Below are 23,410 nucleotides of genomic sequence, written 5' to 3' on the forward strand. Positions count from 1 at the left end.
CCATCCCCTTCCACCGCGCGGTCGTCACCGACCCGGCCTTCACCAGCGACCCGTTCCACATCCACACCCGCTGGATCGAAACCGAATTCACCAACACCATCCCGCCCTTCTCCGGCACCGCCGCCGAGGAGGACGAGGAGGCCGAGGGCCGTGAGACGGTCGTCGTCGAGGTCGGCGGCAAGCGCCTTGAGGTCTCCCTGCCGTCCTCGCTCGGGATGACCCTGGCCCGTACCGCCGCCGCGGGCGGTGCCAAGCCCAAGCGCCGCGCGGCCAAGAAGTCCGGCTCCGCCGCCTCCGGCGACAGCCTGGCCTCCCCGATGCAGGGCACGATCGTCAAGGTCGCGGTCGAGGAGGGCCAGCAGGTCGACGAGGGCGACCTCGTCGTGGTCCTGGAGGCCATGAAGATGGAGCAGCCCATCAACGCCCACCGCTCCGGCACCATCAAGGGGATCACCGCCGAGGTCGGCGCGTCCGTCTCCTCCGGCGCCGTGATCTGCGAGATCAAGGACTGAACCAAGGACTGATCCGGGGCGTTCCCCGCTTCGTCGCCCACGGGCCCCGCCGCCTTCCCGGCCGGGGCCCGTGGGCATTCGTCGTCCGGGGCCCCCGGCGGCCTGGCATCCTTGACTGACGGGGGAACGAGGGACTGACGGGGACCGTGGCACCGGGCCGGAGCCCTGACCGGCACCACAACCCGGAACCGGCACCACCCCGGGCTCCGGCAGCCGGCACCGGCACGGCCATCGAATCGGGAGGACGGACGGAATGGCGACCGACGCGGCGCAGACGTCACCACGACCCATGCGCGCGGACGCACGGCGCAACTACGAGCGGCTGCTCACGGAGGCCCGTACGGCGTTCACCGAGCACGGCACGGACGCCTCGCTGGAGGACATCGCCCGGCGGGCCGGGGTGGGCATCGGCACGCTCTACCGGCACTTCCCCAATCGCACGGCGTTGATGAGCGCGGTCTTCCAGGGCGAGGTCGACGGCATCCTCGCCCGCTCCCGCGAGCTGCTGGCGGCCCCCGAGCCCTGCCGGGCGCTGGTCGCCTGGCTGCGGGCCATCGTGGCGCACGCCAGCACCTATCGCGGTCTCTCCCGGGCGCTGATGGCCGCGCAGACGGACGAGGGCTCCGCCATGTCGCGGTGCAGCCTGCCGCTGCGCGACGCGGGCCGAGCGCTGCTCGCCCGCGCCCAGCAGGCCGGCGCCATCAGCCCCGACGTGGACATCGTGGACCTGATGCAGCTGACGAACGCCATCGCGCTGGCGGTCGAACAGTGCCCGGACGACCCGGAATTGGCCGACCGCCTGCTCACGCTCACCCTGACCGGGCTAAAAGCCCGGCCGTAGCCTTCGCCGGGGACAGCTCGCGGATCCCCGGTGCTCCGGCGGCCATGGGGTTCATCGGACCTGCCTACCGTCGGCGGGGTGCCAGGTCCGCCACCCGGGCCGTGGCCTGCTCGCCCAGGGAGACCGCACTGCGCAGCTGGGCGCCCGGTGGTCCGCCCTGGACCGGTCCGGGCGGCTGGCCGTGGCCCAGCGGCAGGCTTCTGCGCTGGCCGGGCAGCGGGGGCACGTCCCGGCGGCGCGGGGAGGCCGTGGGGACGGCGTCCCCGTGGACGACGCCCGCGGCGGGGCCACTGCCCGCGCCCGGACCGGCCACCGAGATGTGGACGCCCTGGTCGGCCAGGGCCTGGAGCTCGGTGGCGGCCCGCTCGTCATGAGGGGGCGGCTCGTCGGTGACCAGCCGGGTGATCACATCGGTGGGCACGGTCTGGAACATGGTGTCCGTGCCCAGTTTGGTGTGGTCGGCGAGGACGACGACCTCCGCCGCCGCCTGCACCAGCGCCCGGTCCACGCTCGCGGAGAGCATGTTGGACGTGGACAGCCCGCGCTCGGCCGTCAGGCCGCTCCCGGACAGGAAGGCCCTGCTCACCCGGAGGCCCTGGAGGGACTGCTCCGCGCCGCTGCCGACCAGGGCGTAGTTGGAGCCTCTCAGGGTGCCGCCGGTCATGACGACCTCGACCCTGTTGGCGTGGGCCAGGGCCTGGGCGACGAGCAGGGAATTGGTGACCACGGTCAGACCCGGTACGCGGGCGAGCCGGCGGGCCAGCTCCTGGGTTGTCGTACCGGCGCCGACGACGACGGCCTCGCCTTCCTCGACGAAGCTCGCCGCGAGATCGGCGATGGCCGTCTTCTCGGCGGTCGCTAGATGGGATTTCTGCGGGAAGCCGGACTCCCTGGTGAAACCGCCCGGCAGCACCGCACCGCCGTGCCGGCGGTCGAGAAGTCCTTCGGCCTCCAGCGCCCGCACGTCCCGCCGTACGGTCACTTCTGAGGTCTGGACGACGCGGGCGAGCTCACGGAGCGAAACCGCCCCGTTGGCCCGCACCATTTCGAGGATCAATTGACGACGTTCTGCAGCGAACACGAAACCGACAGTAACGCCAACGTCCATCTGTTTTCAGCAGGTTGCAGCAATTAACGGAAGTTGTCCGTAGTGCGACCCAAGAGGTGGTATGGGGAACCGGAACAAACGACTCCCCCGCCACTCCTCCTTACGCCTCGCGCTGCGTCTTCCTCGTGTGCAACTGCCGTGCCACCTCGGCGACCGAGCCCGAGAGGGACGGGTAGACGGTGAACGCGTTGGCGATCTGCTCGACCGTCAGATTGTTGTCGACGGCGATCGCGATCGGATGAATGAGCTCACTGGCCCGCGGCGAGACGACCACACCACCGACGACGATGCCCGTGCCGGGACGGCAGAACATCTTCACGAAACCGTCGCGAATGCCCTGCATCTTCGCCCGCGGATTACGCAGCAGCGGAAGCTTGACGACCCGGGCGTCGATGAGACCGTTGTCGACATCGGCCTGGGTGTACCCGACCGTCGCAATCTCCGGATCCGTAAATACGTTCGCGGATACCGTCTTGAGATTGAGCGGCGCCACCGCGTCACCCAGGAAGTGGTACATCGCGATACGGCCCTGCATCGCCGCCACCGACGCCAGCGCGAACACACCGGTGCAGTCACCGGCCGCGTAGACGCCCGGCGCCGACGTCCGGGAGACCTTGTCCGTCCAGATGTGCCCGGACTCCTGGAGCCGGACCCCGGCCTCCTCCAGCCCGATCCCCGCCGTATTGGGAATCGAGCCCACGGCCATCAGGCAGTGGGTACCGGTGATCACGCGGCCGTCGGCCAGCGTCACCTCGACCCGGTCCCCCACCCGCTTGGCGGACTGGGCGCGCGAGCGCGCCATGACGTTCATGCCGCGGCGCCGGAAGACGTCCTCCAGCACGGCGGCCGCGTCCGGGTCCTCGCCCGGCAGCACCCGCTCGCGCGACGAGACCAGCGTCACCTTGGAGCCCAGCGCCTGGTAGGCGCCGGCGAACTCGGCACCGGTCACACCGGAGCCGACCACGATCAGCTCCTCGGGGAGCTCGTCGAGGTCGTAGACCTGCGTCCAGTTCAGGATGCGCTCGCCGTCGGGCAGCGCGTCCGGGATCTCACGGGGGTGGGCGCCGGTGGCGACCAGCACGGCGTCGGCGACCAGCGTCTCCTCGGCACCGTCGGCATCCGTCACGATCACCCGGCGCGACCCGTCCGGCGCCTGCTGCGGCTCCAGCCGCCCGCGCCCGCGCATCACACGGCCACCCGCGCGGGTCACCGAGGCGGTGATGTCATGCGACTGGGCCAGCGCGAGGCGCTTCACACGCCGGTTGACCTTGCCCAGGTCCACGCCCACCACACCGGCGGCCTTCTCCAGCGGCGGGGTGTCGTCCGCGACCATGATCCCCAGCTCCTCGTAGGAGGAGTCGAAGTTGGTCATCACTTCCGCTGTAGCGATAAGAGTCTTCGAGGGCACGCAGTCGGTCAGCACCGATGCCCCACCCAGACCGTCGCAGTCGACGACGGTCACCTCCGCGCCGAGCTGAGCGGCGACGAGCGCCGCCTCATAGCCGCCGGGTCCGCCACCGATGATCACGATCCGAGTCACGTACTCCATTGTCCCGCACCCATCAAAGCGACTCCTTCCGGGGCCTCCTTAGCGCGATCCCTACGCGAATCCTCTCCGAATCCCGAGCGAAACCCGCCAGAACGTTCCACATGAACCCCCTTCGAGATTGCCACCCCAAATGCCGTTCCGCCTCACTCCCGTACCCTCGGAACCATGTCGCTCTACGCCGCGTACGCCGGCAACCTCGACGCGCGGCTGATGTCACGCCGCGCCCCCCACTCACCGCTGCGCGGCACCGGCTGGCTCAACGGCTGGCGGCTGACCTTCGGCGGGGAGCAGATGGGCTGGGAGGGCGCGCTCGCCACGATCGTCGAAGCCCCCCGCTCCCAGGTCTTCGTCGCCCTCTACGACATCGCTCCGATGGACGAGGACTCGATGGACCGTTGGGAGGGTGTCGGGCTGGATGTCTACCGCCGGATGCGGGTCCGGGTGCACACTCTCGACGGAGAGGAGCCGGCCTGGGTCTACGTCCTCAACGGCTACGAGGGAGGGCTCCCCTCCGCCCGCTACCTCGGCGAGATCGCCGACGCCGCGGAATCCGCCGGCGCGCCCCATGACTACGTCATGGAACTGCGCAAGCGACCCTGCTGAGCCCTACCGGGCATGTGCGGAAAGTGACGATTCCGTCTCGTCGCAACGCACAAAGCAACAATCGGAACACCGTAACCAGCGACATCTACGCGCGTAGGCCAGGAACGGCTACCCTCGTCCGCGTGAACGCTTCTGTAACCCCCGACATCCAGGCCGACCCGTACGCCGCGGCCGACGCCGCCGCCGCCCGTCTCCGCGAGCTCACGGGCGCCGAGACCCACGACGTCGCCCTGGTCATGGGCTCCGGCTGGGTCCCCGCCACCGACGCCCTCGGCGCCCCCGAGGCCGAGTTCCCGGTGACCGAGCTCCCCGGCTTCTCCGCCGCGGCCGTCGCGGGCCACGCGGGCACGGTCCGCTCCTACAAGGTCAACGACAAGCGCGCGCTCGTCTTCCTCGGCCGTACGCACTACTACGAGGGCCGCGGTGTCGCCGCCGTCGTCCACGGCGTCCGCACGTCCGTGGCCGCCGGCTGCAAGACCGTCGTCCTCACCAACGGCTGCGGCGGTCTCCGCGACGGCATGCGCCCCGGCCAGCCGGTGCTGATCAGCGACCACATCAACATGACGGCGACCTCGCCGATCGTCGGCGCCAACTTCGTCGACCTCACCGACCTGTACTCCCCCCGTCTGCGCGCCCTGTGCAAGGAGGTGGACGCCACCCTGGAGGAGGGCGTCTACGTCCAGCTCCCCGGCCCGCACTACGAGACCCCCGCCGAGATCAAGATGGTCCGCACCCTCGGTGGCGACCTCGTCGGCATGTCCACCACCCTCGAGGCCATCGCGGCCCGCGAGGCGGGCGCGGAGGTCCTGGGCATCTCCCTGGTGACCAACCTCGCCGCCGGTATGACGGGCGAGCCCCTCAACCACGAAGAGGTCCTCGAGGCCGGCCGCGACGCCGCTTCGCGGATGGGCTCGCTGCTGGCCCAGGTCCTGCCCAAGCTCTGAGCTTGATCCCACCCGTGCCGGGGGCGCTCTCCAGCGCCTCCGGCACGGGTGTTTCCGCGCCTCCGGCGCGGTCCTCCCCCACCCGCCCGCCCGATTGCCCGGCATCGCCCGACGCCGACGCCGACGTCGGCCGGGGCGGCGGGTGGCGCCGTACGACGGGAGGGGCCGGGGTGGGACGGGCCCCGGCAGGGGCGTAAAGCGTTATTTGCGGCGACCTGCCGGGTTCGCTGTTCCGATGGCCCGAGGCCGTAAATAATGCAGCCCCAGAGGGGTCCGTTCCACCCCGGCCCCGGCCCACCCAGCACCGCAAGCGCACCCCCCGAACCCCTCCGGAGGAGAACCCGTGGAGCGAGACCTCATCGCACAGGCCCGGACCTGGCTCGCCGAGGACCCCGACCCCGAGACCCGCGACGAGCTCGCCAAGCTCATCGAGGCCGGCGACCTCGCCGAGCTGAGCACCCGCTTCGCCGGCACCCTGCAGTTCGGCACCGCCGGCCTCCGCGGTGAGCTCGGCGCCGGCCCCATGCGCATGAACCGCAACGTCGTCATCCGCGCCGCCGCCGGCCTCGCCGCGTACCTGAAGAAGCAGGGTCAGACCGGCGGTACCGTGGTCATCGGCTACGACGCCCGCCACAAGTCCGCCGACTTCGCGCTGGACACCGCCGCCGTCATGGTCGGCGCGGGCCTGAAGGCCGCGCTGCTGCCGCGGCCCCTGCCCACGCCCGTCCTCGCCTTCGCCATCCGCCACCTCGGCGCGGTCGCCGGCGTGGAGGTCACGGCCAGCCACAACCCGCCGCGCGACAACGGCTACAAGGTCTACCTGGGCGACGGCTCCCAGATCGTGCCGCCCGCCGACGCCGGCATCGCCGCCGAGATCGCCGCGATCGCCGGCCTGGACGAGGTCCCGCGCCCGTCCGAGGGCTGGGAGATCCTCCGCGAGGAGGACGTCGTCGGCGCCTACCTGGCGCGCACCGACGCCGTTCTCACCAACGGCTCCGCCCGTGACATCCGCGTCGTCTACACGCCGATGCACGGCGTGGGCCGCTCCGTGCTGACCGCCGCGTTCGAGCGCGCGGGCTTCCCGGAGCCGGTCGTCGTCGCCGAGCAGGCCGAGCCGGACCCGGACTTCCCGACGGTGGCCTTCCCCAACCCGGAGGAGCCGGGCGCGATGGACCTCGCCTTCGCGACGGCCCGCGCGGCCGCGGAGGCGGGCGGCGCGCCCGACATCATCATCGCCAACGACCCCGACGCGGACCGCTGCGCCGTGGCCGTGCCGGACCCCGACAACGTCGAGGGCTGGCGGATGCTGCGCGGCGACGAGGTGGGCGCGCTGCTGGCCGAGCACCTGGTGCACAAGAGCGCCCGTGGCGCGTTCGCGACGACGATCGTCTCGTCCTCCCTGCTGTCCCGCATCGCGGCGGGCGCGCCGGGCGCGTCGTACGAGGAGACGCTCACCGGCTTCAAGTGGCTCGCCCGCGTGGACGGCCTGCGCTACGCCTACGAGGAGGCGCTGGGCTACTGCGTCGACCCGGAGGGCGTGCGCGACAAGGACGGCATCACGGCGGCGCTGCTCGTCGCCGAGCTGGCGGCCGAGCTGAAGCAGTCGGACCGGACGCTGAGCGACCTCCTGGACGACCTGGCGGTCGAGCACGGGCTGCACGCCACGGACCAGCTGTCGGTGCGGGTGGAGGACCTGTCGCTGATCGCGTCGGCGATGCGCCGGCTGCGCGAGCAGCCGCCGGTGATCCTGGCGGGGCTGCACGTGACGTCGGCCGAGGACCTGTCGAAGGGCACCGAGTCGCTGCCGCCGACGGACGGCCTGCGGTACGCCCTGGCGGGCGACGAGGCGGGGACGGTGTCGGGGGCGCGGGTCATCGTGCGGCCGAGCGGTACGGAGCCGAAGCTGAAGTGCTACCTGGAGGTCGTGGTGCCGGTGGCGTCGGCGGCGGCGCTGACCGACGCGCGCCGGCACGCGGACGAGGTCCTGGCGGGCATCAAGACGGACCTGTCGCGGGCGGCGGGCATCTGACGCCTGCCGTCTGTGGGTCGGGGGCGGGGTGGGGTGGACGGACCCTTACGGGGCTGACCTCTTCGCGGTGCCTGGTACTGCGTAGCTGGTTACCCGGAATCTGGCACTAGCGGCGAAGAGCTCTTTACGCCCCTACCAGGGCCCATCCACCCCACCCCGCCCCCTTCCGCTACTACCCGGTGATGCCCCTCAACGCGCGCCCCCTACCTGGGCAATCCGTGCCGGGCAATCGGGCGGGCGGGTGGGCGAAACCCCGCGCCGCCAGGCGCGGGCAACCCCCACCGGCGGTGAGCCGAAACGCGGCGCTCAGCCAGCCACCGCAAGCCCCGCGAAGAGTGCGAGCCCCACAACGGAGGGCACGACCACCTCGTACGCCCACCGCACGGACGGCGAACCCTGCGCCCCCTCCCGCGAAGCGCCCCGCTCCGCGAGCTCGCGCAGGTCCTCGATCGCCTGGTCGGACGGGGCCCGCAAGGCCCCGGCGGCGGGCCGGGCGGCGGCCGTCACGGAGACGCGCCCCGTCACATCCTCCGCCGCATCCCGCGCCTGCCGCCGCGCCGCCCGCTTGCGCTGCTTGAGCGACACGGGGATCGCCCAGAGCTGGTACTTCTTCCCGCCCGCGAAGACCTCGCTGGAGTAGCCCGCCCGGACGCCCTCGACCGAGGCCCACGGCAGGGTGATCGTGCGGAAGGGGTTCCGTACGAGCAGCCGGTCCTCCCCGGCCCACACCGCGGGCCGGATCGTGAACGCGACGATCAGCGGCACCGCGAAGAGCAGCCCCGCCAGCGCGAGCCACGGCGCGTTGCCCGTGCCGCGCAGCATCGCGTCGCCGCCCAGCCACGCGGACAGGGCGAGCAGCAGTACGCCGCCGCCGATGCCGGCGGAGGAGCGGAAGCACCGCTCGGCGTATTCCTGGCCGGAGGCGTCAGGGGATCTCGTCATGGCGCCGATTCTGCACGACCGGGCGCGGCTACGGACGACCGGTGGCGGGAGTGCTCGACGTGAGGTCGGCGTAGACGACGATGTTGTCGGGGCGGTGGCCGTCGCGGAGGTCGCCGCCGCAGGTGATGAGGCGGAGCTCCGGGCGGTCGGTGTTCCCGTAGACCCGCTGGGTGGGGAAGTTCTTCTTGTCGGCCTGTTGCAGTTCGCGAACGGTGAAGGTCGCGGTGGAGCCGTCGGCGCGGGTGACGGTGACGCGGTCGCCGACGCGGACCTTGGCGATGTCCTTGAGGACGGCCGGGCCCTCGGCGGTGTCGTAGTGGCCGATGAGGACGGCGGGGCCGGTCTCACCGGGGGTGACGCCCTTGTCGTACCAGCCGATGCGGTCGGCCTGGGCGACGGAGGGCACCTCGACGGTGCCGTCGTCGGCGAGCCCGAGTTCGAGGACGGGTCCGGTGTCGACCGAGGCCGCCGGGATGCTGACGCGTACGGGCTTGGAGGCGGGCAGCGCGGGAGCGGCGGAGGGGCGTGGTGCCGAGGTCGCCGACACGTGGGCGCCGGCCTTGGCGGTGTGCGGGCCGGTGCCGCAGGCGAGCAGTCCGCCGCCGAGGGCGACGGCGAGCAGCGCGGCCGCCGCGGCCCGGCGGGCGCGGGCGGGGTCGCCGGAGGAGGGGGTCATGCGGAGCTCCTGGACGGGCGCTACGGCGCGAGGGCGGGCCGCCGGTGAGGTGGCGGCCCGCCCTCGCGAGCGGGTGGGGTCGTGGCTCAGGCGGCGGAGCCGACGACGCGGCGACGCAGCACGGCGAAGGCGATGCCCGCGGCGCTGACGGAGGCGAGGGCGCCACCGGCTGCGAGAAGGAGAGTGTCGTTGCCGTCGTCCACGCCCTCGGCACCGGCGGCCACGCCGCCCTCCGGGATCGCCTTGGTCTGGGCGAACTGGGCGGAGGCGTTGACGGCCTTGGCCTGGGTGGCGGCGGCGGTGACACCGGAACCGGTGGACGCGCCGCTCTTGCCGGCCGGCTGTCCCTTGGGGAGGGCGAAGGTCTTGGTGCCGCCGTCACCGCTCACCTCGAGCACGGGGGCGGAGCCGTCGGCGTCGACCAGGCGGAGCTGGAGGCCCTTGATCGTCGCGGACGTGTTGTCGCGGTCGAGCTTGCCGACGACCTTGACCATGTAGTTGTCGCCGGGCTTCCACTGCTCGCCGACGTGGCGGATCCACGCCTCGGGGCCGCCGGCCCCGGGGTCGTTGCGGAGCACGGCCACCATGCCGTTGCCGATGTAGATGGCGTTGCCCGCGTAGCGGACGGGGGTGACGTGGCCCTGGCCGGCGCCGCCCTTGTCGTTGAGGATCTCGCCGGTCAGGGCGGTGAGGGTGAGCGTCATGCCGTGGTACTCGAACGTCACGTTCCGGCCGTCGGCCTTGACGGACTTGACGACCTCACCGCCCGAGATGATGTCCACGCGGTGGGTCTCCGGGCCCGACTCGTAGACCTTCGCCAGGCTGCCGTCCGCGAGGGTCACCTTGTGGTCCAGCCACCAGCTGCCGAAGACCTTCTGGCCGCCGAGGACCTCACCGGTCAGGGCGGTGAGCGTGAGCTCCATGCCGTTGTACTCGAAGGTCTTGTCCCGGCCGTCGACCTTGACCGACTTGACGACCTCGCCGCCGGAGACGATGTCCACGCGGTGGGTCTCGGGGCCCGACTCGTAGACCTTCGCCACGCTGCCGTCGGAGAGGGTGAGGGTGCGGTGCAGCCACCAGGTGCCGACGACCTTCTCCTCGCCGCCCTTGCCGGTCTCGGCCTTCGCGCCCGTCTCGCTCTTGGTGCCCGTCCCGGCCTTGGTGCCCGCCTCGGCCTTGGTGCCGGCGTCCTGCTTGGTGCCGGTGGCGGTCTCGGTCTTCTTCTCCTCCGCCTTGGTGGTGGCGGGGGTGCCCGTGGTCGGCTCGGCCGTCTTGGCGGCGGGAGCCACGGGGGCGGCAGGAGCCGCGGGAGCCGTCGGCTCGGCCGCGAACGCGGCGGTGGCCGGGGCCAGAACGGCACCCGCGAGGGCGGCGGTGGTGATCGCGGCACGCAGTGCGGAGCGGCGCGGGGACAGAGCAGACATGCAGGGCTCCTAGTGGAGTCAGAGGTAGGGGATTCGCATGCCGCTTTCCTCGGTTCGGTTGAGGCCGGAGAGGGCGGGCGGTGTTGCTGAGAAGAATCTATGGATCTTGTGTGATCACGCCTTCGCGCATTTGTCACCAAACATCGACAGCAACCGGAAGATGGCCCATCGCTTGCCATTGAATCTGGATGAGTCACGACATATCCCCCGCCCCGGAAGAAGAGCCTCCGGAGGGGGTGACACGCGCTACGCGCGTAGATATGCTCATCCGGTGACCATGACCCCCTCCCCGAGGTTCTCCTCATCCGGCAACGAGGCCGCTGAGCGACTCGCTTCGATGGCGGACGTCACCGCCTCCGACGCCTCGCTGCGCCGCTTCCTGCACGGCCTCCCGGGCGTCGACCCGGTCGGGCTGGAGGCCCGCGCCGCGGCGCTGGGCACCCGATCGATCAAGACGACGGCGAAGGCGTACGCCATCGACCTGGCGATCTCCATGATCGACCTGACGACCCTGGAGGGCGCGGACACCCCGGGCAAGGTCCGGGCGCTGTGCGCCAAGGCCCTCAACCCGGACCCGACGGACCGCGGTACGCCGCGCACCGCCGCGATCTGCGTCTATCCCGACATGGTGGCGACCGCCGCCGAGGCCCTCGCGGGCTCGGAGGTCAAGGTCGCCTCCGTCGCGACGGCCTTCCCGGCCGGTCGCGCCGCCCTCCCCGTCAAGCTGGCCGACACGGCCGACGCCGTCGCCGCGGGCGCGGACGAGATCGACATGGTCATCGACCGCGGTGCCTTCCTGTCCGGCCGTTACCTCTCCGTCTTCGAGGAGATCAAGGCCGTCAAGGACGCCTGCCGCCGCCCCGACGGCAGCGCCGCCCGGCTGAAGGTCATCTTCGAGACCGGCGAGCTGTCGACGTACGACAACATCCGCCGCGCCTCCTGGCTGGGCATGCTCGCGGGCGCCGACTTCATCAAGACGTCCACCGGCAAGGTCGCCGTGAACGCCACCCCGGCGAACACGCTCCTGATGCTGGAGGCCGTGCGCGACTTCCACGCCGCGACCGGGGTACAGGTCGGAGTGAAGCCGGCCGGCGGCATCCGGACGACCAAGGACGCCATGAAGTTCCTGGTGCTGGTCAATGAGACCGTGGGCGAGGAGTGGCTGACCAACGAGTGGTTCCGCTTCGGCGCCTCCAGCCTGCTCAACGACCTGCTGATGCAGCGCCAGAAGCTCAGCACCGGGCGCTACTCCGGTCCCGACTATGTGACGGTGGACTGACCATGGCTTTTGAATACGCTCCGGCGCCCGAGTCGCGCTCGGTCGTCGACATCGCCCCGTCGTACGGGCTGTTCATCGACGGCGAGTTCCGCGAGGCGTCCGACGGGAAGGTCTTCAAGACCGTCTCGCCGTCGACGGAGGAAGTGCTGTCCGAGGTCGCGCAGGCCTCGGCCGAGGACGTCGACGCGGCGGTGAAGGCCGCCCGCAAGGCGTTCGAGAAGTGGTCCGCGCTGCCGGGTTCCGAGCGCGCGAAGTACCTCTTCCGCATCGCCCGGATCATCCAGGAGCGCTCGCGCGAGCTGGCCGTCCTGGAGACCCTGGACAACGGCAAGCCGATCAAGGAGACGCGCGACGCGGACCTTCCGCTGGTCGCCGCGCACTTCTTCTACTACGCGGGCTGGGCCGACAAGCTGGGCCACGCCGGTTTCGGGCCGGACCCGAAGCCGCTGGGTGTCGCCGGGCAGGTCATTCCCTGGAACTTCCCGCTGCTGATGCTGGCGTGGAAGATCGCCCCGGCGCTGGCCGCGGGCAACACCGTCGTGCTGAAGCCGGCCGAGACCACGCCGCTGTCGGCGCTGTTCTTCGCCGACATCTGCCGCCAGGCGGGCCTGCCGAAGGGTGTCGTCAACATCCTCACCGGTGACGGCACGACCGGCGCCGCGCTCGTCGCGCACGACGGGATCGACAAGGTCGCCTTCACCGGCTCCACCGGCGTCGGCAAGGCGATCGCCCGGACCGTCGCCGGTACGGACAAGAAGCTCACCCTGGAGCTGGGCGGCAAGGGCGCCAACATCGTCTTCGACGACGCGCCGATCGACCAGGCGGTCGAGGGGATCATCAACGGGATCTTCTTCAACCAGGGCCAGGTCTGCTGCGCCGGTTCGCGCCTGCTGGTGCAGGAGTCGATCCAGGACGAGCTGCTGGACGCCCTGAAGCGCCGGATGTCCACGCTCCGCGTGGGCGACCCGCTGGACAAGAACACCGACGTCGGCGCGATCAACTCCGCCGAGCAGCTGGCCCGTATCCGGGCGCTGGCCGACAGCGGCGAGGCCGAGGGCGCCGAGCGCTGGGCCCCGGCCTGCGAGCTGCCGGAGAACGGCTACTGGTTCGCCCCGACGCTGTTCACGGGCGTCTCACAGGCGCACCGGATCGCCCGCGAGGAGATCTTCGGCCCGGTGCTCTCCGTGCTGACCTTCCGCACCCCCGCCGAGGCCGTGGCCAAGGCCAACAACTCGGAGTACGGCCTGTCGGCCGGCATCTGGACCGAGAAGGGCTCGCGGATGCTGGCCGTGGCGAGCAAGCTGCGCGCCGGTGTGGTGTGGGCCAACACGTTCAACAAGTTCGATCCCACGTCGCCCTTCGGTGGTTACAAGGAGTCCGGTTTCGGGCGCGAGGGCGGTCGTCACGGTCTGGAGGCCTACCTCGATGTCTGATCGGCTCAGTGTCTTCAAGACCTACAAGCTGTTCGTCGGGGGCAAGTTCCCCCGGTCCGAGAGCGGGCGGGTGTACGAGGTGACCGACACAAAGGGCAAGTGGCTCGCCAACGCGCCGCTGTCGTCCCGCAAGGACGGCCGTGACGCCGTAGTCGCGGCCCGCAAGGCCTTCGGCACGTGGTCGGGCGCCACCGCGTACAACCGCGGTCAGGTGCTCTACCGCGTCGCCGAGATGCTGGAGGGCCGCCGGGACCAGTTCGTCGCCGAGGTGGCCGATGCCGAGGGGCTCTCGAAGTCCAAGGCCGCCGCCCAGGTGGATGCCGCGATCGACCGCTGGGTCTGGTACGCGGGCTGGACCGACAAGATCGCCCAGATCGCCGGGGGCACCAACCCGGTGGCGGGGCCGTTCTTCAACGTCTCCTCCCCCGAGCCGACCGGTGTCGTGGCCGTCGTGGCCCCGCAGGAGTCGTCGCTGCTGGGCCTGGTCTCCGTGATCGCCCCGGTGATCGCCGGCGGCAGCACGGTGGTCGTCGTCGCGTCCGAGAAGGCGCCGCTGCCCGCGCTGTCGCTGGGCGAGGTGCTGGCCACCTCCGACGTGCCCGGTGGCGTGGTCAACATCCTGTCCGGCAAGGCCGCGGAGATCTTCCCGGCCCTCGCCGCCCACCAGGACGTCAACGCCCTGGACCTCGCGGGTGCCGACGCCGAGCTGGCGAAGGCCCTGGAGACGGCCGCGGCCGACAACCTCAAGCGCGTCGTCCGTCCACAGGCTGTGGACTGGTCCGCCGACCCGGGCACCAAGCGCCTGATGGCGTACCTGGAGACGAAGACCGTCTGGCACCCGACGGGTTCGCTGGGCGCGGGCGGCTCGTCCTACTGACGGACCCCCGGTCGTGACATGACGACGGTGACATGACGACGGCGGCGGTTTCCCTCGCGGGAAGCCGCCGCCGCCGTCGTCGTGCCCGGACGCCGTCGGTTCAGCCGCCGTTGCCCGGCAGCACGTTCAGCGCCTGGCCCACCAGGGGCAGGTCGCCGACCTGGCCCCGGTTGGTGACCGGGGAGGTCACCACGTCGGTGCCGACCGGCTTGAAGTCCGCGACCTGGGTGCGGGCGCCGTTGTTCAGCGGGTCCACCGGGGTGGCCGCGAGCGGGTGGTACTTAAAGGACTTCAGCACCGGCGAGAGGCCCTCGACGGACTTCTCCAGGGCGATACCGGTGCCCACGAACGCCGCCCCGACGTCCGTGCGGCCCAGCTGGGCGCGTGGCGCCTGCGGTTCGGCGTGGGCCGTGGCCGCGCCGCCCGCGGCGAGCGCCGCGCCCGCGGATACGGTCAGCCCGACGCGCATCAGCGTGCGCCGGCGCGGAGGAGGAGGGGACGCGTGACGTGCGTGACGTGCGTGGGAGGCCATGACCACCTGCCGTGAGAAGGTAAGGAACGACAACGCAACGTAGTGGATCGACTACTTTGCGCGCACGTCGCGACCCAGGGGGATCCCCCATGCGGCCCAATGCCTCACACTGGTGTCCCGTGACCTCCCACTCGCCCGCCGCGCGCGTCATCCTGCTCACCGGCCCCTCCGGCTCCGGAAAGTCCTCCCTCGCCGCCCGTACCGGGCTGCCGGTGCTCAACCTCGACGACTTCTACAAGGAGGGCGACGACCCGACGCTGCCGCCCCTCCCGGACGACGGCGGCACGGACTGGGACTCCCCGCTGTCGTGGGACGCGGAGGCCGCCGTGGCCGCGATCGACGAGCTGTGCCGCACGTCCCGGACGAACGTGCCGGTGTATGACATCTCCACCAGCTCGCGGACCGGTGAGAGCCGTCTGGACATCGGGCGGACCCCGCTGTTCATCGCCGAGGGGATCTTCGCCGCCGACGTCATCGGCCGCTGCCGGGACCTCGGGCACCTCGCGGACGCCCTGTGCCTGCGCGGCCGGCCCTCCGCCACGTTCCGCCAGCGGCTGCTGCGCGACATCCGCGAGGCCCGCAAGCCCGTTCCGTACCTGGTCCGGCGCGGCCTGCGGCTGATGCGCGCCGAGCGCGGCATCGTGGCTCGCCAGACGGCGCTGGGCGCCTTCGCCTGCGGCCGGGACGCCGCCATGGGCCGGATCGCCGCGGCGGCCGCCGGCCACCGCGAGACCGTCCGCGTCTGAAGAACGCGTCCGGAGAAACGACGAGAGCGGGCCCGGCGGTCCCCCCGACCGCCGGCCCGCTCTCTTCCCCCCGTTTTCCCCCGTTGGTCCTGCTGTTCCCCCGTTGTCCCCCGTCGGCTTTCCTCGTCGACCCGGTCCGTTACGACCCGGGTCCGTTACGCCACGAGCTCCCCGAAGGACTCGCGGACGCCCCGCTCGGAGCCGATCGTCTCGTCCTCGCGCAGCCGCCGCAGCGACCGCCAGATGCTGCTCTTGACCGTGCCGACGCTGATGTCCAGGATCTCCGCGATCTCCGGGTCCGTACGGCCCTCGTAGTAGCGCAGGACCAGCATGGTGCGCTGGAGCTCGGGCAGCCGGGCGAGGGCCTGCCAGAGCACGGCGCGCAGCTCGGTGCCGCGCATCGCGTCCGAATCGGCGGCCGTCTCCGGCAGCTCCTCGGTCGGGTACTCATTCAGCTTCCGGCGCCGCCAGGCGCTGATGTGGAGATTGGTCATGGTGCGGCGCAGATAGCCGCCGACCGCCGCCTTGTCGGAGATCCGGTCCCAGGCGCGGTACGTGGAGAACAGCGCGCTCTGGAGCAGGTCCTCCGCCTCGTGGCGGTCACCGGTCAGGTGGTACGCGGTCGCGTACAGGGAGGCCCGGCGCTCCTGGACGTAGGCGGTGAACTCCGCCTCCGTCCGCGACACACCGGTGTCGCTCCCCCCGTCGGCCGTGGCGGCGCCCCCCGCGCCCACCGTGGCCTCCCCGTACGCGATCGCGTCGATGGCCACCATGTACGGCGGCCTTGCCGTGCGTCCGGTGCCGCGAGCGCACCCCCGCCCGCCCACGGCACCGGACTTCTCGGTGCCCCGCCCGGCGTCGTGCAGGCGCGTGCGAACTGCGCTGGTCGCAGTGGCATGCAGTGCGTTCATTTCGCGCCCCCCGTCGGTGGAGCCAGTTGGGTCCGGCAGTGTTTCCCGGACCTCTGTCCTGCCCGGTGCATCACAGCCTGCCGGGCCAGTTTCATGGCGTTGTCCGCCGACTGTCACAGCACTGCAACAGGCCTCGCCGCGCCCGTTGCGGGACCGGCCGGGGTCGCTGCGGCGTCCTTCTGTCGAACTACCGGCCACTCTTAGGCCAGAATGACCACTGTGCCTTTCCTGTTGCTGATCGAGGACGACGACGCCATCCGCACGGCTCTGGAGTTCTCCTTGTCCCGCCAGGGTCACCGTGTGGTGACCGCCGCGTCGGGCGAGGAGGGCCTGAAGATGCTGCGGGAGCAGCGTCCGGACCTGATCGTGCTGGACGTGATGCTGCCCGGCATCGACGGCTTCGAGGTGTGCCGGCGGATCCGGCGGACGGACCAGTTGCCGATCATTCTGCTGACCGCGCGCAACGACGACATCGACGTGGTGGTCGGGCTGGAGTCCGGCGCCGACGACTATGTGGTCAAGCCGGTGCAGGGCCGGGTGCTGGACGCCCGGATCAGGGCGGTGCTGCGCCGGGGCGAGCGGGAGTCCAGCGACTCGGCGTCGTTCGGTTCCCTGGTCATCGACCGGTCGGCGATGACGGTCACCAAGAACGGCCAGGACCTCCAGCTGACCCCGACCGAGCTGCGGCTGCTGCTGGAGCTCAGCCGCCGGCCGGGCCAGGCGCTCTCCCGGCAGCAGCTGCTGCGGCTGGTGTGGGAGCACGACTACCTGGGCGACTCCCGGCTGGTGGACGCCTGTGTCCAGCGGCTGCGCGCCAAGGTCGAGGACGTGCCGTCCTCCCCGACGCTGATCCGTACGGTTCGCGGGGTGGGGTACCGGCTGGACGCCCCGCAGTGATCCCCTGCCAGTACTGGTGGTTCCGGGGGCGGTAGTGACGATGACGAGGACTGAGAGCGGACAGTGACTGAAGAGCCCGGTCGGGTGCGGGGCTGGGCGGCGGCCAGGAACGTGCTGAGACCGGGGATGCGGTGGATCAGCCTGCGGCTGCGCCTGATGCTGGTCTTCGCGCTGGTGGCCCTCGCCGCCGCCGTGTCGGCGTCGGCCATCGCGTACTGGCTGAACCGTGACGCGGTCCTCACCCGGACGCAGAACGCCGCCCTGGACGACTTCCGCAAGTCGTTGCAGGACAACACCGGTTCGCTGCCGCTCGTGCCCACGTGCGCGGATCTCCAGGAGGCGGCCGACCGGATGGCGGCCACCTCGCAGAAGTACGAGGTGCTGCTGATCGGCGCCGTCAAGGGCGGCACCACCTGCGCCGCGCCCTCCGACCGCGATCTGTTCACCCTGTCCGTCGTGCCGAAGACGCTGGTCACCGCCGTCAACCGGGAGCGGAAGGTCGACGAGTCCAACCCCTACCCGTACCACCTGTACTGGCAGCGGATCACCCTCGGCGGCAAGCCGTATCTGGTCGGCGGCGCGAAGGTGATCGGCGGCGGGCCGACGGGCTATCTGCTGAAGTCCCTGGAGAACGAGCGGGCCGACCTGAACTCCCTGGCCTGGTCGCTGGGGATCGCCACCGGCCTGGCGCTGATCGGCTCGGCGCTGCTGGCGCAGGCCGCGGCCTCCACGGTGCTGCGGCCCGTGCAGCGGCTCGGCGACGCGGCGCGCAGACTGGGCGAGGGGAAGCTGGACACCCGGCTGCGGGTCTCGGGCACGGACGAGCTGGCGGATCTGTCGCGGACGTTCAACAAGACGGCCGAGGCGTTGCAGAAGCGGGTGGAGGACCTCAGCTCCCGGGAGGCCTCCAGCCGCCGGTTCGTCGCCGACATGTCGCACGAGCTGCGCACCCCGCTGACGGCGATCACCGCCGTGACGGAGGTGCTGGAGGACGAGGCGGACTCCCTCGATCCGATGATCGCGCCGGCGGTGCAGCTCGTGGTGAGCGAGACCCGCAGGCTGAACGACCTGGTGGAGAACCTGATGGAGGTCACCCGCTTCGACGCGGGCACGGCCCGGCTGGTCCTGGACCACGTGGACATCGCCGACCAGATCACGGCGTGCATCGACGCGCGGGCCTGGCTGGACGCCGTCGAGCTGGACGCCGAGCGCGGCATCATGGCCCGGCTCGACCCGCGCCGGCTCGATGTGATCCTGGCCAACCTCATCGGCAACGCCCTCAAGCACGGCGGCTCGCCGGTGCGGGTCTCGGTGCGGCAGACGGAGGACGCGTTGGTGATCGCGGTGCGCGACCACGGGCCGGGCATCCCCGAGGACGTCCTCCCGCATGTCTTCGACCGTTTCTACAAGGCGAGCGCGTCGCGGCCGCGTTCGGAGGGCAGCGGTCTGGGCCTGTCCATCGCGCTGGAGAACGCCCATATCCACGGCGGCGAGATCACCGCCGAGAACTCCGCCGAGGGCGGTGCCGTCTTCACCCTGACGCTGCCGCGCGACTCGGAGCCGGACGGCGGCGCCGGCGCGGCGCCCGAGCGGGGCCCGGCCGAGGGGGAGAGCCGATGAGCCGCCGGTCCGGTCCGTCCCGTCGATCCGTCCGTTCTGTTCGTTCCGCCCGTTCGGTCGTCATCCGCACGGCCGCCCTGGCGGCCGGGGTGGCCGCGCTCGCCGCCGGGCTGTCCGGCTGCGGCATCCGGGGCACGGCCGTGCCCGTGGACGCCGGAAGCGCGCCCTCGCGGGCCACGTGCGTGGTGCACGGTCCGCAGTCGTCGGCGACCGCTGGCAGCGCCACCACGTCCGTCCAGCTGCTGTGCACCTCGCTGCTACTCCCCGTGACGCGGCAGGTGTCCGTGCCGGAGGGCGGCGACCCGGCGGCGCTCGCCCGGGCACTGCTGGACGAGCTCAAGCGGCCGCCCTCGCCCGCCGAGGACGACGCCGGTTTCTCCACGGCTGTCCCCCAGCAGCTGACCGTCGGCGGTCCGGCGAAGGGCGATCCGGCGGGGACGCTCCGGCTGAACATGCCGCCCGACGACCTGGCCCCGCTCGCGCTCGCGCAGGTCGTGTGCACGTTCGCGGGGACGCCGGCGGCCGACGCGCGGCCCACGGTGATCCTGGGCGGGCCGTCGGGCGCCCGCCCCAGGAGTTACGTCTGCACCGACGAGACCCGTACGCATCCGGAGACGGTGCAGAGCAACGGCAGCCCCCTGCCACCGGCCGACGGGCGCTGACTCTCTGTACCCGGACGCGGAACCGCGCGCCCCGCGTGCGGCGTCATGGGGGGCGTGCAGCGTCATGGCTACGGCGGTACGCCCGCCCTCCGACACCGCTACCGCGTGGCGGGCTGTTTCCTCCTGGCCGCCCATCTCCTCGTGGTCGGCTGGCTCGCCCTGCGGCCGTTGACCGCGCCCTGGGTGAGCCCCGCGCATATGGAGCCGCTGGCCACGATCCGTGCCGATCTGGCGCTGAGCCCCTGGGCTGCCGCGCGCTCGCTGGGGGCGGCGGTGCTGCCGTTCGCGCCGCTGGGGGTGCTGCTGCCCTGGGCGGCGGGCCGGATCACGGCGTCGACGCTGGGTTCGCTGGCCCGGACGGTCTTCACCAGCGCGATGCTCTCGCTGGCCCTCCAGGTGGTGGGGAGCGGGGTGGCGGGCCAGGTGCTGGACGTGGACGCGCTGCTGCTCAACATCACCGGGGTGACGGCCGCCCACCTCGCGGTCGTCCCGGCGGTACGGGCCCGGCTACGCCGCAGGGCCGAGGCGGGACCTACCCGGGCCCCCCGCCGGGAGGAGGCGGAGTGCGCCCTGACCCCGACGATCCCCAGGGTCGGGATCGCCCCGTAGAGTGACGCTTTGCCCGGTACGGCGACCGTAGCGTGGAGTCATCGTCAAGCGACGACATGAACCCGATGCGAAGGAGTCGCCGCCATGTCCGCTCCGCTGGTCCGCCCCCGTAACCACAGGATGATCGCCGGAGTCTGCGCGGGTCTGGCCGAGCGCTTCGGAACGTCCCGGACGACGATGCGGGTGCTGTTCCTGCTGTCGTGCCTGCTGCCCGGCCCGCAGTTCGTCCTCTACATCGCGCTGTGGATCCTGATGCCCTCCGAGGGCAGCCCCCGGGCGGCCGCCAAGGCCTGGTGACCCGCCGGGTCTCCGTAGGAACCTCCGCTGCAGGAACCTCCGCTGTACGACGCGCGGGCCGCGTACCCCTGCCGGGGGTGCGCGGCCCGTTCGCCTCGTCCGATTCGTCCGACTCCGCGTGTGTCACTTCATGTTGGGGGTGCCCAGACCCGGCAGCGAGAGGCCGTTGGGGGCGATGGCCTTGGTGGGCAGACCGCCGAGGAGACCGGCGTTGCCCTTGTTGTCGGCGGGGGCGGCGGCCGGCTTCCCGGCGGGCTTCCCTGCGGATTTCCCCGTGGGGGTGGTGGCCTCGGCCGTCGCCTTCTGCGGGTGCCCGGTGAGCTTGTCCAGCTTCTCGGTGGGCAGGTGCGGGGCCAGCGCCGTGTCGGCGGCCCTCGCCGACTGCTCCAGGACGCCGGAGCGGATCAGCCGGTCCGAGGCGACGAGCGCCGGGCCGCCCATCGGGGCCGCCGGGGCGACCTGCTCCAGCGGAAGTCCCTTGGCCGCGCCGGTGGCCGTGGTGGTGACCGACTCCAGCGTGCCGGCGGCGGCGGTGCCCGCAGCGCCGACGGCGATGGCGGCACCGACGACGGCGGCGCCAAGGGCCTTGAGAGATGCCTGCTTCATCTGTTCTGTCCTCGACTCGTGACGTGGTGACGGGGATGCCAAAGAGGCCTGGAGTTGCCTGGTGATGCCGTAAGGATTGTGGAGCGGCATTGCAAGCTAGTCACGAGTCCACCGCGCCCGCAATCAATGACACGGCCGGGGCCTCACCGGGCCCCGGCCGTATTCACGGTATTGCGCGCCGGCCGGGATTGCCGGGCCCGGCGGGGAATTGCTGGTCAGGCGGTTTCCGTCGCCGTCTGGCGGAACAGCCACTCGGACTTCAGCTCCGCGTAACCCGGCTTGATCACGTCGTTGATCATGGCCAGACGTTCATCGAATGGGATGAAGGCCGACTTCATGGCGTTGACGGTGAACCACTGCATGTCGTCCAGCGTGTAGCCGAAGGCCTTGACCAGGTGCTCGAATTCCAGGCTCATGCTGGTACCGCTCATCAGACGATTATCCGTATTCACGGTCGCCCGGAAATGCAGTTTTCGCAGAAGTCCGATCGGGTGCTCTTCATATGAAGTGGCCGCGGCCGTCTGGAGGTTGGAGGTCGGGCACATCTCCAGCGGAATGCGCTTGTCCCGCACATAGGAAGCGAGCCGGCCGAGCTTGACCGTGCCGTCCTCCGCGATCTCGATGTCGTCGATGATCCGCACACCGTGGCCGAGCCGGTCCGCGCCGCACCACTGGAGGGCCTGCCAGATCGACGGCAGGCCGAACGCCTCGCCCGCGTGGATCGTGAAGTGGTTGTTCTCGCGCTTGAGGAACTCGAAGGCGTCCAGGTGGCGGGTGGGAGGGAAGCCCGCCTCGGCGCCCGCGATGTCGAAGCCGACGACACCCGAGTCACGGAAGTTGTTGGTCAGTTCGGCGATCTCCAGCGCCCGCGCGGCGTGCCGCATGGCGGTCAGCATCGCCCCGACCCGGATCCGGTGACCGTTGGCGCGCGCCCGGCGCTCGCCCTCGCGGAAGCCCTCGTTGACCGCCTCGACGACCTCCTCCAGGGTGAGGCCCGCCTCCAGGTGCTGCTCGGGGGCGTAGCGCACCTCGGCGTAGACGACTCCGTCCGCGGCGAGGTCCTCGGCGCACTCGGCCGCCACCCGGACCAGCGCCTCACGGGTCTGCATGACGGCACAGGTGTGGGCGAAGGTCTCCAGATAGCGCTCCAGCGACCCGGAGTCGGCCGCCTCGCGGAACCAGACGCCCAGCTTGTCGGGGTCCGTCTCGGGGAGCTTGTCGTAGCCGACGGCGGCCGCGAGATCGACGACCGTACCGGGGCGCAGACCACCGTCGAGGTGGTCGTGGAGCAGCACCTTGGGAGCGCGGCGGATCTGCTCGGAAGAGGGCCGGGACGGCTGTCCCGGGATCGTGTGGGAGAGGGTCTCGCTCGTCATTTCCGCACTCTAGCCCCTACGCGCGTAGATATCGGCGAACGATACGGAACGGTGACCCATCGGCGGGGTGGACTCCACCCGTCCTTCTGCCATCGTTGTCTGCCATGGTCCAGCAAGCGTTGCCGCAGCGAGACCCCAGCGACCCGGACGGCCCCGCGGGCCCCGTCCTTCCGGCCCCCCGCCTCGGCAAACCCCTCGGCGCCGACGGCCGTCCCCCCGGCCCGACCGTGCAGGCGGTGACCCTGCTGCTGCCCGGCGGACCGGCCGCGGGCGCGCGCCGCCCCTCGTACCGCGCGCTGACCGCCCAGCGCCCCCTGGCCCGCCGGCTGACCCGGGCGGGCGGCGAGGAGGGCCTGGCCGTCCACGTCCTGCGCTACCGCCACCGCGGCTGGAACGGTCCGGCCGCCGACCCGGTACGGGACGCGCACTGGGCCACCGACGAGGCGGTGCGGCGCTACGGCGACGTACCGGTGTGCCTCGCCGGTACGGGCATGGGTGCCCGTGCCGCCCTGCTCGCCGCCGGGCACCCGGCCGTGGCGTCGGTGCTGGCGATCGCCCCCTGGCTGCCCGAGCCCGACGCGGTCCTCGCCCCCGACCCGGTACGCCAGCTGGTGGGCCGCCGGGTGCTGATCGTCCACGGCACCAACGACGAGCGCACGGACCCGGACCTCTCCTACCGCCTCGCCGAACGCGCCAAGAAGCTCAACCGCGACATCTGCCGCTTCGAGGTCCACTCCGACAGCCACACCCTGCAACAGCACCGCCCCGAAGTCCTCGCCCTCGCCGCCGATTTCGTCCGCGGCTCGTTGCTGGGCCACCCGTACGCCCGCCCGGTGGCAGACGCCTTCGCGGCCCCGCCGCCGCTGGGGCTGCGGATGCCGCTGGCATCGGGGTTCGGGGAGTCGCTGCGGCACTGACGCCTCACGCGCCTCACCTC

Annotated in this window: 24 protein-coding genes; 15 read left to right on the forward strand and 9 right to left on the reverse strand. The window is 71.8% G+C overall.

What is annotated here, in order from left to right; translation table 11 throughout:
- Together AB0E98_RS16635 and AB0E98_RS16640 are read left to right on the forward strand one after the other, a co-directional pair.
- On the forward strand, positions 1-512 hold a 512-nt coding region (locus AB0E98_RS16635), incomplete at its 5' end, for a biotin/lipoyl-containing protein (protein WP_361702817.1).
- Positions 513-765: 253 nt separating this feature from the next.
- Positions 766-1,353, forward strand: a complete 588-nt coding sequence (locus AB0E98_RS16640) for a helix-turn-helix domain-containing protein (protein WP_361702819.1) — start codon at positions 766-768, stop codon at positions 1,351-1,353.
- 64 nt (positions 1,354-1,417) lie between these two features.
- Here the strand turns inward: AB0E98_RS16640 and AB0E98_RS16645 are convergent, their stop codons facing one another.
- Together AB0E98_RS16645 and AB0E98_RS16650 are read right to left on the reverse strand one after the other, a co-directional pair.
- A complete protein-coding gene (locus AB0E98_RS16645) occupies positions 1,418-2,461 on the reverse strand; it encodes a DeoR/GlpR family DNA-binding transcription regulator (protein ID WP_361702821.1) in 1,044 nt (347 codons plus the stop codon).
- Between the two features lie 100 nt (positions 2,462-2,561).
- Positions 2,562-4,010 carry an NAD(P)H-quinone dehydrogenase gene (locus tag AB0E98_RS16650; protein WP_361702822.1) on the reverse strand — a complete coding sequence of 483 codons (1,449 nt, stop codon included), beginning with the start codon at positions 4,008-4,010 and terminating at the stop codon, positions 2,562-2,564.
- A 165-nt stretch (positions 4,011-4,175) separates the two neighbouring features.
- Between AB0E98_RS16650 and AB0E98_RS16655 the strand changes: the two genes are divergently transcribed.
- From AB0E98_RS16655 to AB0E98_RS16665, 3 genes are all read left to right on the forward strand, one after another.
- Complete coding sequence (locus tag AB0E98_RS16655; RefSeq protein ID WP_126915713.1) at positions 4,176-4,613, forward strand: gamma-glutamylcyclotransferase; 438 nt, start codon at positions 4,176-4,178, stop codon at positions 4,611-4,613.
- A gap of 122 nt (positions 4,614-4,735) precedes the next feature.
- Complete coding sequence (locus AB0E98_RS16660; protein WP_361702824.1) at positions 4,736-5,557, forward strand: purine-nucleoside phosphorylase; 822 nt, start codon at positions 4,736-4,738, stop codon at positions 5,555-5,557.
- 343 nt (positions 5,558-5,900) lie between these two features.
- Positions 5,901-7,586 (forward strand): phospho-sugar mutase, encoded by a 1,686-nt coding sequence (locus AB0E98_RS16665; RefSeq protein ID WP_361702826.1) that lies wholly within the window; start codon positions 5,901-5,903, stop codon positions 7,584-7,586.
- A 306-nt stretch (positions 7,587-7,892) separates the two neighbouring features.
- On the opposite strand, the gene AB0E98_RS16670 is transcribed toward AB0E98_RS16665, so the two are convergent.
- From AB0E98_RS16670 to AB0E98_RS16680, 3 genes are all read right to left on the reverse strand, one after another.
- Positions 7,893-8,528 (reverse strand): PH domain-containing protein, encoded by a 636-nt coding sequence (locus tag AB0E98_RS16670; protein ID WP_361702828.1) that lies wholly within the window; start codon positions 8,526-8,528, stop codon positions 7,893-7,895.
- Between the two features lie 28 nt (positions 8,529-8,556).
- Complete coding sequence (locus AB0E98_RS16675; RefSeq protein WP_361702829.1) at positions 8,557-9,204, reverse strand: class F sortase; 648 nt, start codon at positions 9,202-9,204, stop codon at positions 8,557-8,559.
- An 86-nt stretch (positions 9,205-9,290) separates the two neighbouring features.
- Positions 9,291-10,628 carry a hypothetical protein gene (locus AB0E98_RS16680; protein WP_361702830.1) on the reverse strand — a complete coding sequence of 446 codons (1,338 nt, stop codon included), beginning with the start codon at positions 10,626-10,628 and terminating at the stop codon, positions 9,291-9,293.
- Positions 10,629-10,965: 337 nt separating this feature from the next.
- On the opposite strand from AB0E98_RS16680, the gene deoC reads away from it, so the two are divergent.
- From deoC to AB0E98_RS16695, 3 genes are read left to right on the forward strand one after another with little or no spacing between them, the layout of a single operon-like run.
- On the forward strand, positions 10,966-11,907 hold the full coding sequence (deoC, locus tag AB0E98_RS16685; RefSeq protein ID WP_361703598.1) for a deoxyribose-phosphate aldolase: 942 nt from the start codon (positions 10,966-10,968) through the stop codon (positions 11,905-11,907).
- Positions 11,908-11,909: 2 nt separating this feature from the next.
- Positions 11,910-13,340, forward strand: a complete 1,431-nt coding sequence (locus tag AB0E98_RS16690) for an aldehyde dehydrogenase family protein (protein ID WP_361702831.1) — start codon at positions 11,910-11,912, stop codon at positions 13,338-13,340.
- Positions 13,333-14,217 (forward strand): aldehyde dehydrogenase family protein, encoded by an 885-nt coding sequence (locus AB0E98_RS16695; RefSeq protein WP_361702832.1) that lies wholly within the window; start codon positions 13,333-13,335, stop codon positions 14,215-14,217. The genes AB0E98_RS16690 and AB0E98_RS16695 overlap by 8 nt, the downstream gene beginning before the upstream one ends.
- 100 nt (positions 14,218-14,317) lie before the next feature.
- Here AB0E98_RS16695 and AB0E98_RS16700 read toward each other — a convergent pair whose 3' ends face one another.
- A complete protein-coding gene (locus AB0E98_RS16700) occupies positions 14,318-14,686 on the reverse strand; it encodes a hypothetical protein (protein ID WP_361702833.1) in 369 nt (122 codons plus the stop codon).
- Between the two features lie 152 nt (positions 14,687-14,838).
- On the opposite strand from AB0E98_RS16700, the gene AB0E98_RS16705 reads away from it, so the two are divergent.
- Positions 14,839-15,495 carry an ATP-binding protein gene (locus AB0E98_RS16705; RefSeq protein WP_361702835.1) on the forward strand — a complete coding sequence of 219 codons (657 nt, stop codon included), beginning with the start codon at positions 14,839-14,841 and terminating at the stop codon, positions 15,493-15,495.
- Between the two features lie 155 nt (positions 15,496-15,650).
- Here the strand turns inward: AB0E98_RS16705 and AB0E98_RS16710 are convergent, their stop codons facing one another.
- A complete protein-coding gene (locus AB0E98_RS16710) occupies positions 15,651-16,406 on the reverse strand; it encodes a SigE family RNA polymerase sigma factor (RefSeq protein ID WP_311611474.1) in 756 nt (251 codons plus the stop codon).
- A 219-nt stretch (positions 16,407-16,625) separates the two neighbouring features.
- Here AB0E98_RS16710 and afsQ1 point away from each other — a divergent pair, with 219 nt between their 5' ends.
- The 5 genes from afsQ1 (at position 16,626) to AB0E98_RS16735 (ending at position 20,491) form a co-directional block, all read left to right on the forward strand.
- Positions 16,626-17,303, forward strand: coding sequence for a two-component system response regulator AfsQ1 (gene afsQ1 / locus AB0E98_RS16715; protein WP_189453544.1), 678 nt, complete (start codon positions 16,626-16,628; stop codon positions 17,301-17,303).
- A gap of 63 nt (positions 17,304-17,366) precedes the next feature.
- Positions 17,367-18,923 (forward strand): HAMP domain-containing sensor histidine kinase, encoded by a 1,557-nt coding sequence (locus AB0E98_RS16720; RefSeq protein ID WP_361702837.1) that lies wholly within the window; start codon positions 17,367-17,369, stop codon positions 18,921-18,923.
- Positions 18,920-19,585 carry a hypothetical protein gene (locus AB0E98_RS16725; protein ID WP_361702839.1) on the forward strand — a complete coding sequence of 222 codons (666 nt, stop codon included), beginning with the start codon at positions 18,920-18,922 and terminating at the stop codon, positions 19,583-19,585. Before AB0E98_RS16720 ends, AB0E98_RS16725 begins: the two co-directional genes overlap by 4 nt.
- Positions 19,586-19,639: 54 nt before the next feature.
- Entirely contained in the window at positions 19,640-20,194 is a 555-nt protein-coding gene (locus AB0E98_RS16730) for a VanZ family protein (protein WP_361702841.1), read from the forward strand.
- Between the two features lie 84 nt (positions 20,195-20,278).
- Positions 20,279-20,491: a PspC domain-containing protein gene (locus AB0E98_RS16735; RefSeq protein ID WP_311611481.1), complete on the forward strand. Its 213-nt coding sequence runs from the start codon at positions 20,279-20,281 to the stop codon at positions 20,489-20,491.
- Between the two features lie 123 nt (positions 20,492-20,614).
- Here the strand turns inward: AB0E98_RS16735 and AB0E98_RS16740 are convergent, their stop codons facing one another.
- Both AB0E98_RS16740 and AB0E98_RS16745 read right to left on the reverse strand, forming a co-directional pair.
- The gene (locus tag AB0E98_RS16740; protein WP_361702843.1) at positions 20,615-21,097 is read right to left on the reverse strand and encodes a hypothetical protein; all 483 of its coding nucleotides are present in this window, start codon (positions 21,095-21,097) and stop codon (positions 20,615-20,617) included.
- Positions 21,098-21,312: 215 nt separating this feature from the next.
- Entirely contained in the window at positions 21,313-22,473 is a 1,161-nt protein-coding gene (locus AB0E98_RS16745) for an adenosine deaminase (protein ID WP_361702845.1), read from the reverse strand.
- A 236-nt stretch (positions 22,474-22,709) separates the two neighbouring features.
- Between AB0E98_RS16745 and AB0E98_RS16750 the strand changes: the two genes are divergently transcribed.
- Positions 22,710-23,390 carry an alpha/beta hydrolase gene (locus tag AB0E98_RS16750; RefSeq protein ID WP_361703601.1) on the forward strand — a complete coding sequence of 227 codons (681 nt, stop codon included), beginning with the start codon at positions 22,710-22,712 and terminating at the stop codon, positions 23,388-23,390.
- Positions 23,391-23,410 lie beyond the last annotated feature (20 nt).

It is taken from the genome of Streptomyces sp. NPDC037389 (assembly GCF_040636475.1).
Taxonomy (GTDB): Bacteria; Actinomycetota; Actinomycetes; order Streptomycetales; family Streptomycetaceae; genus Streptomyces; species Streptomyces hesseae.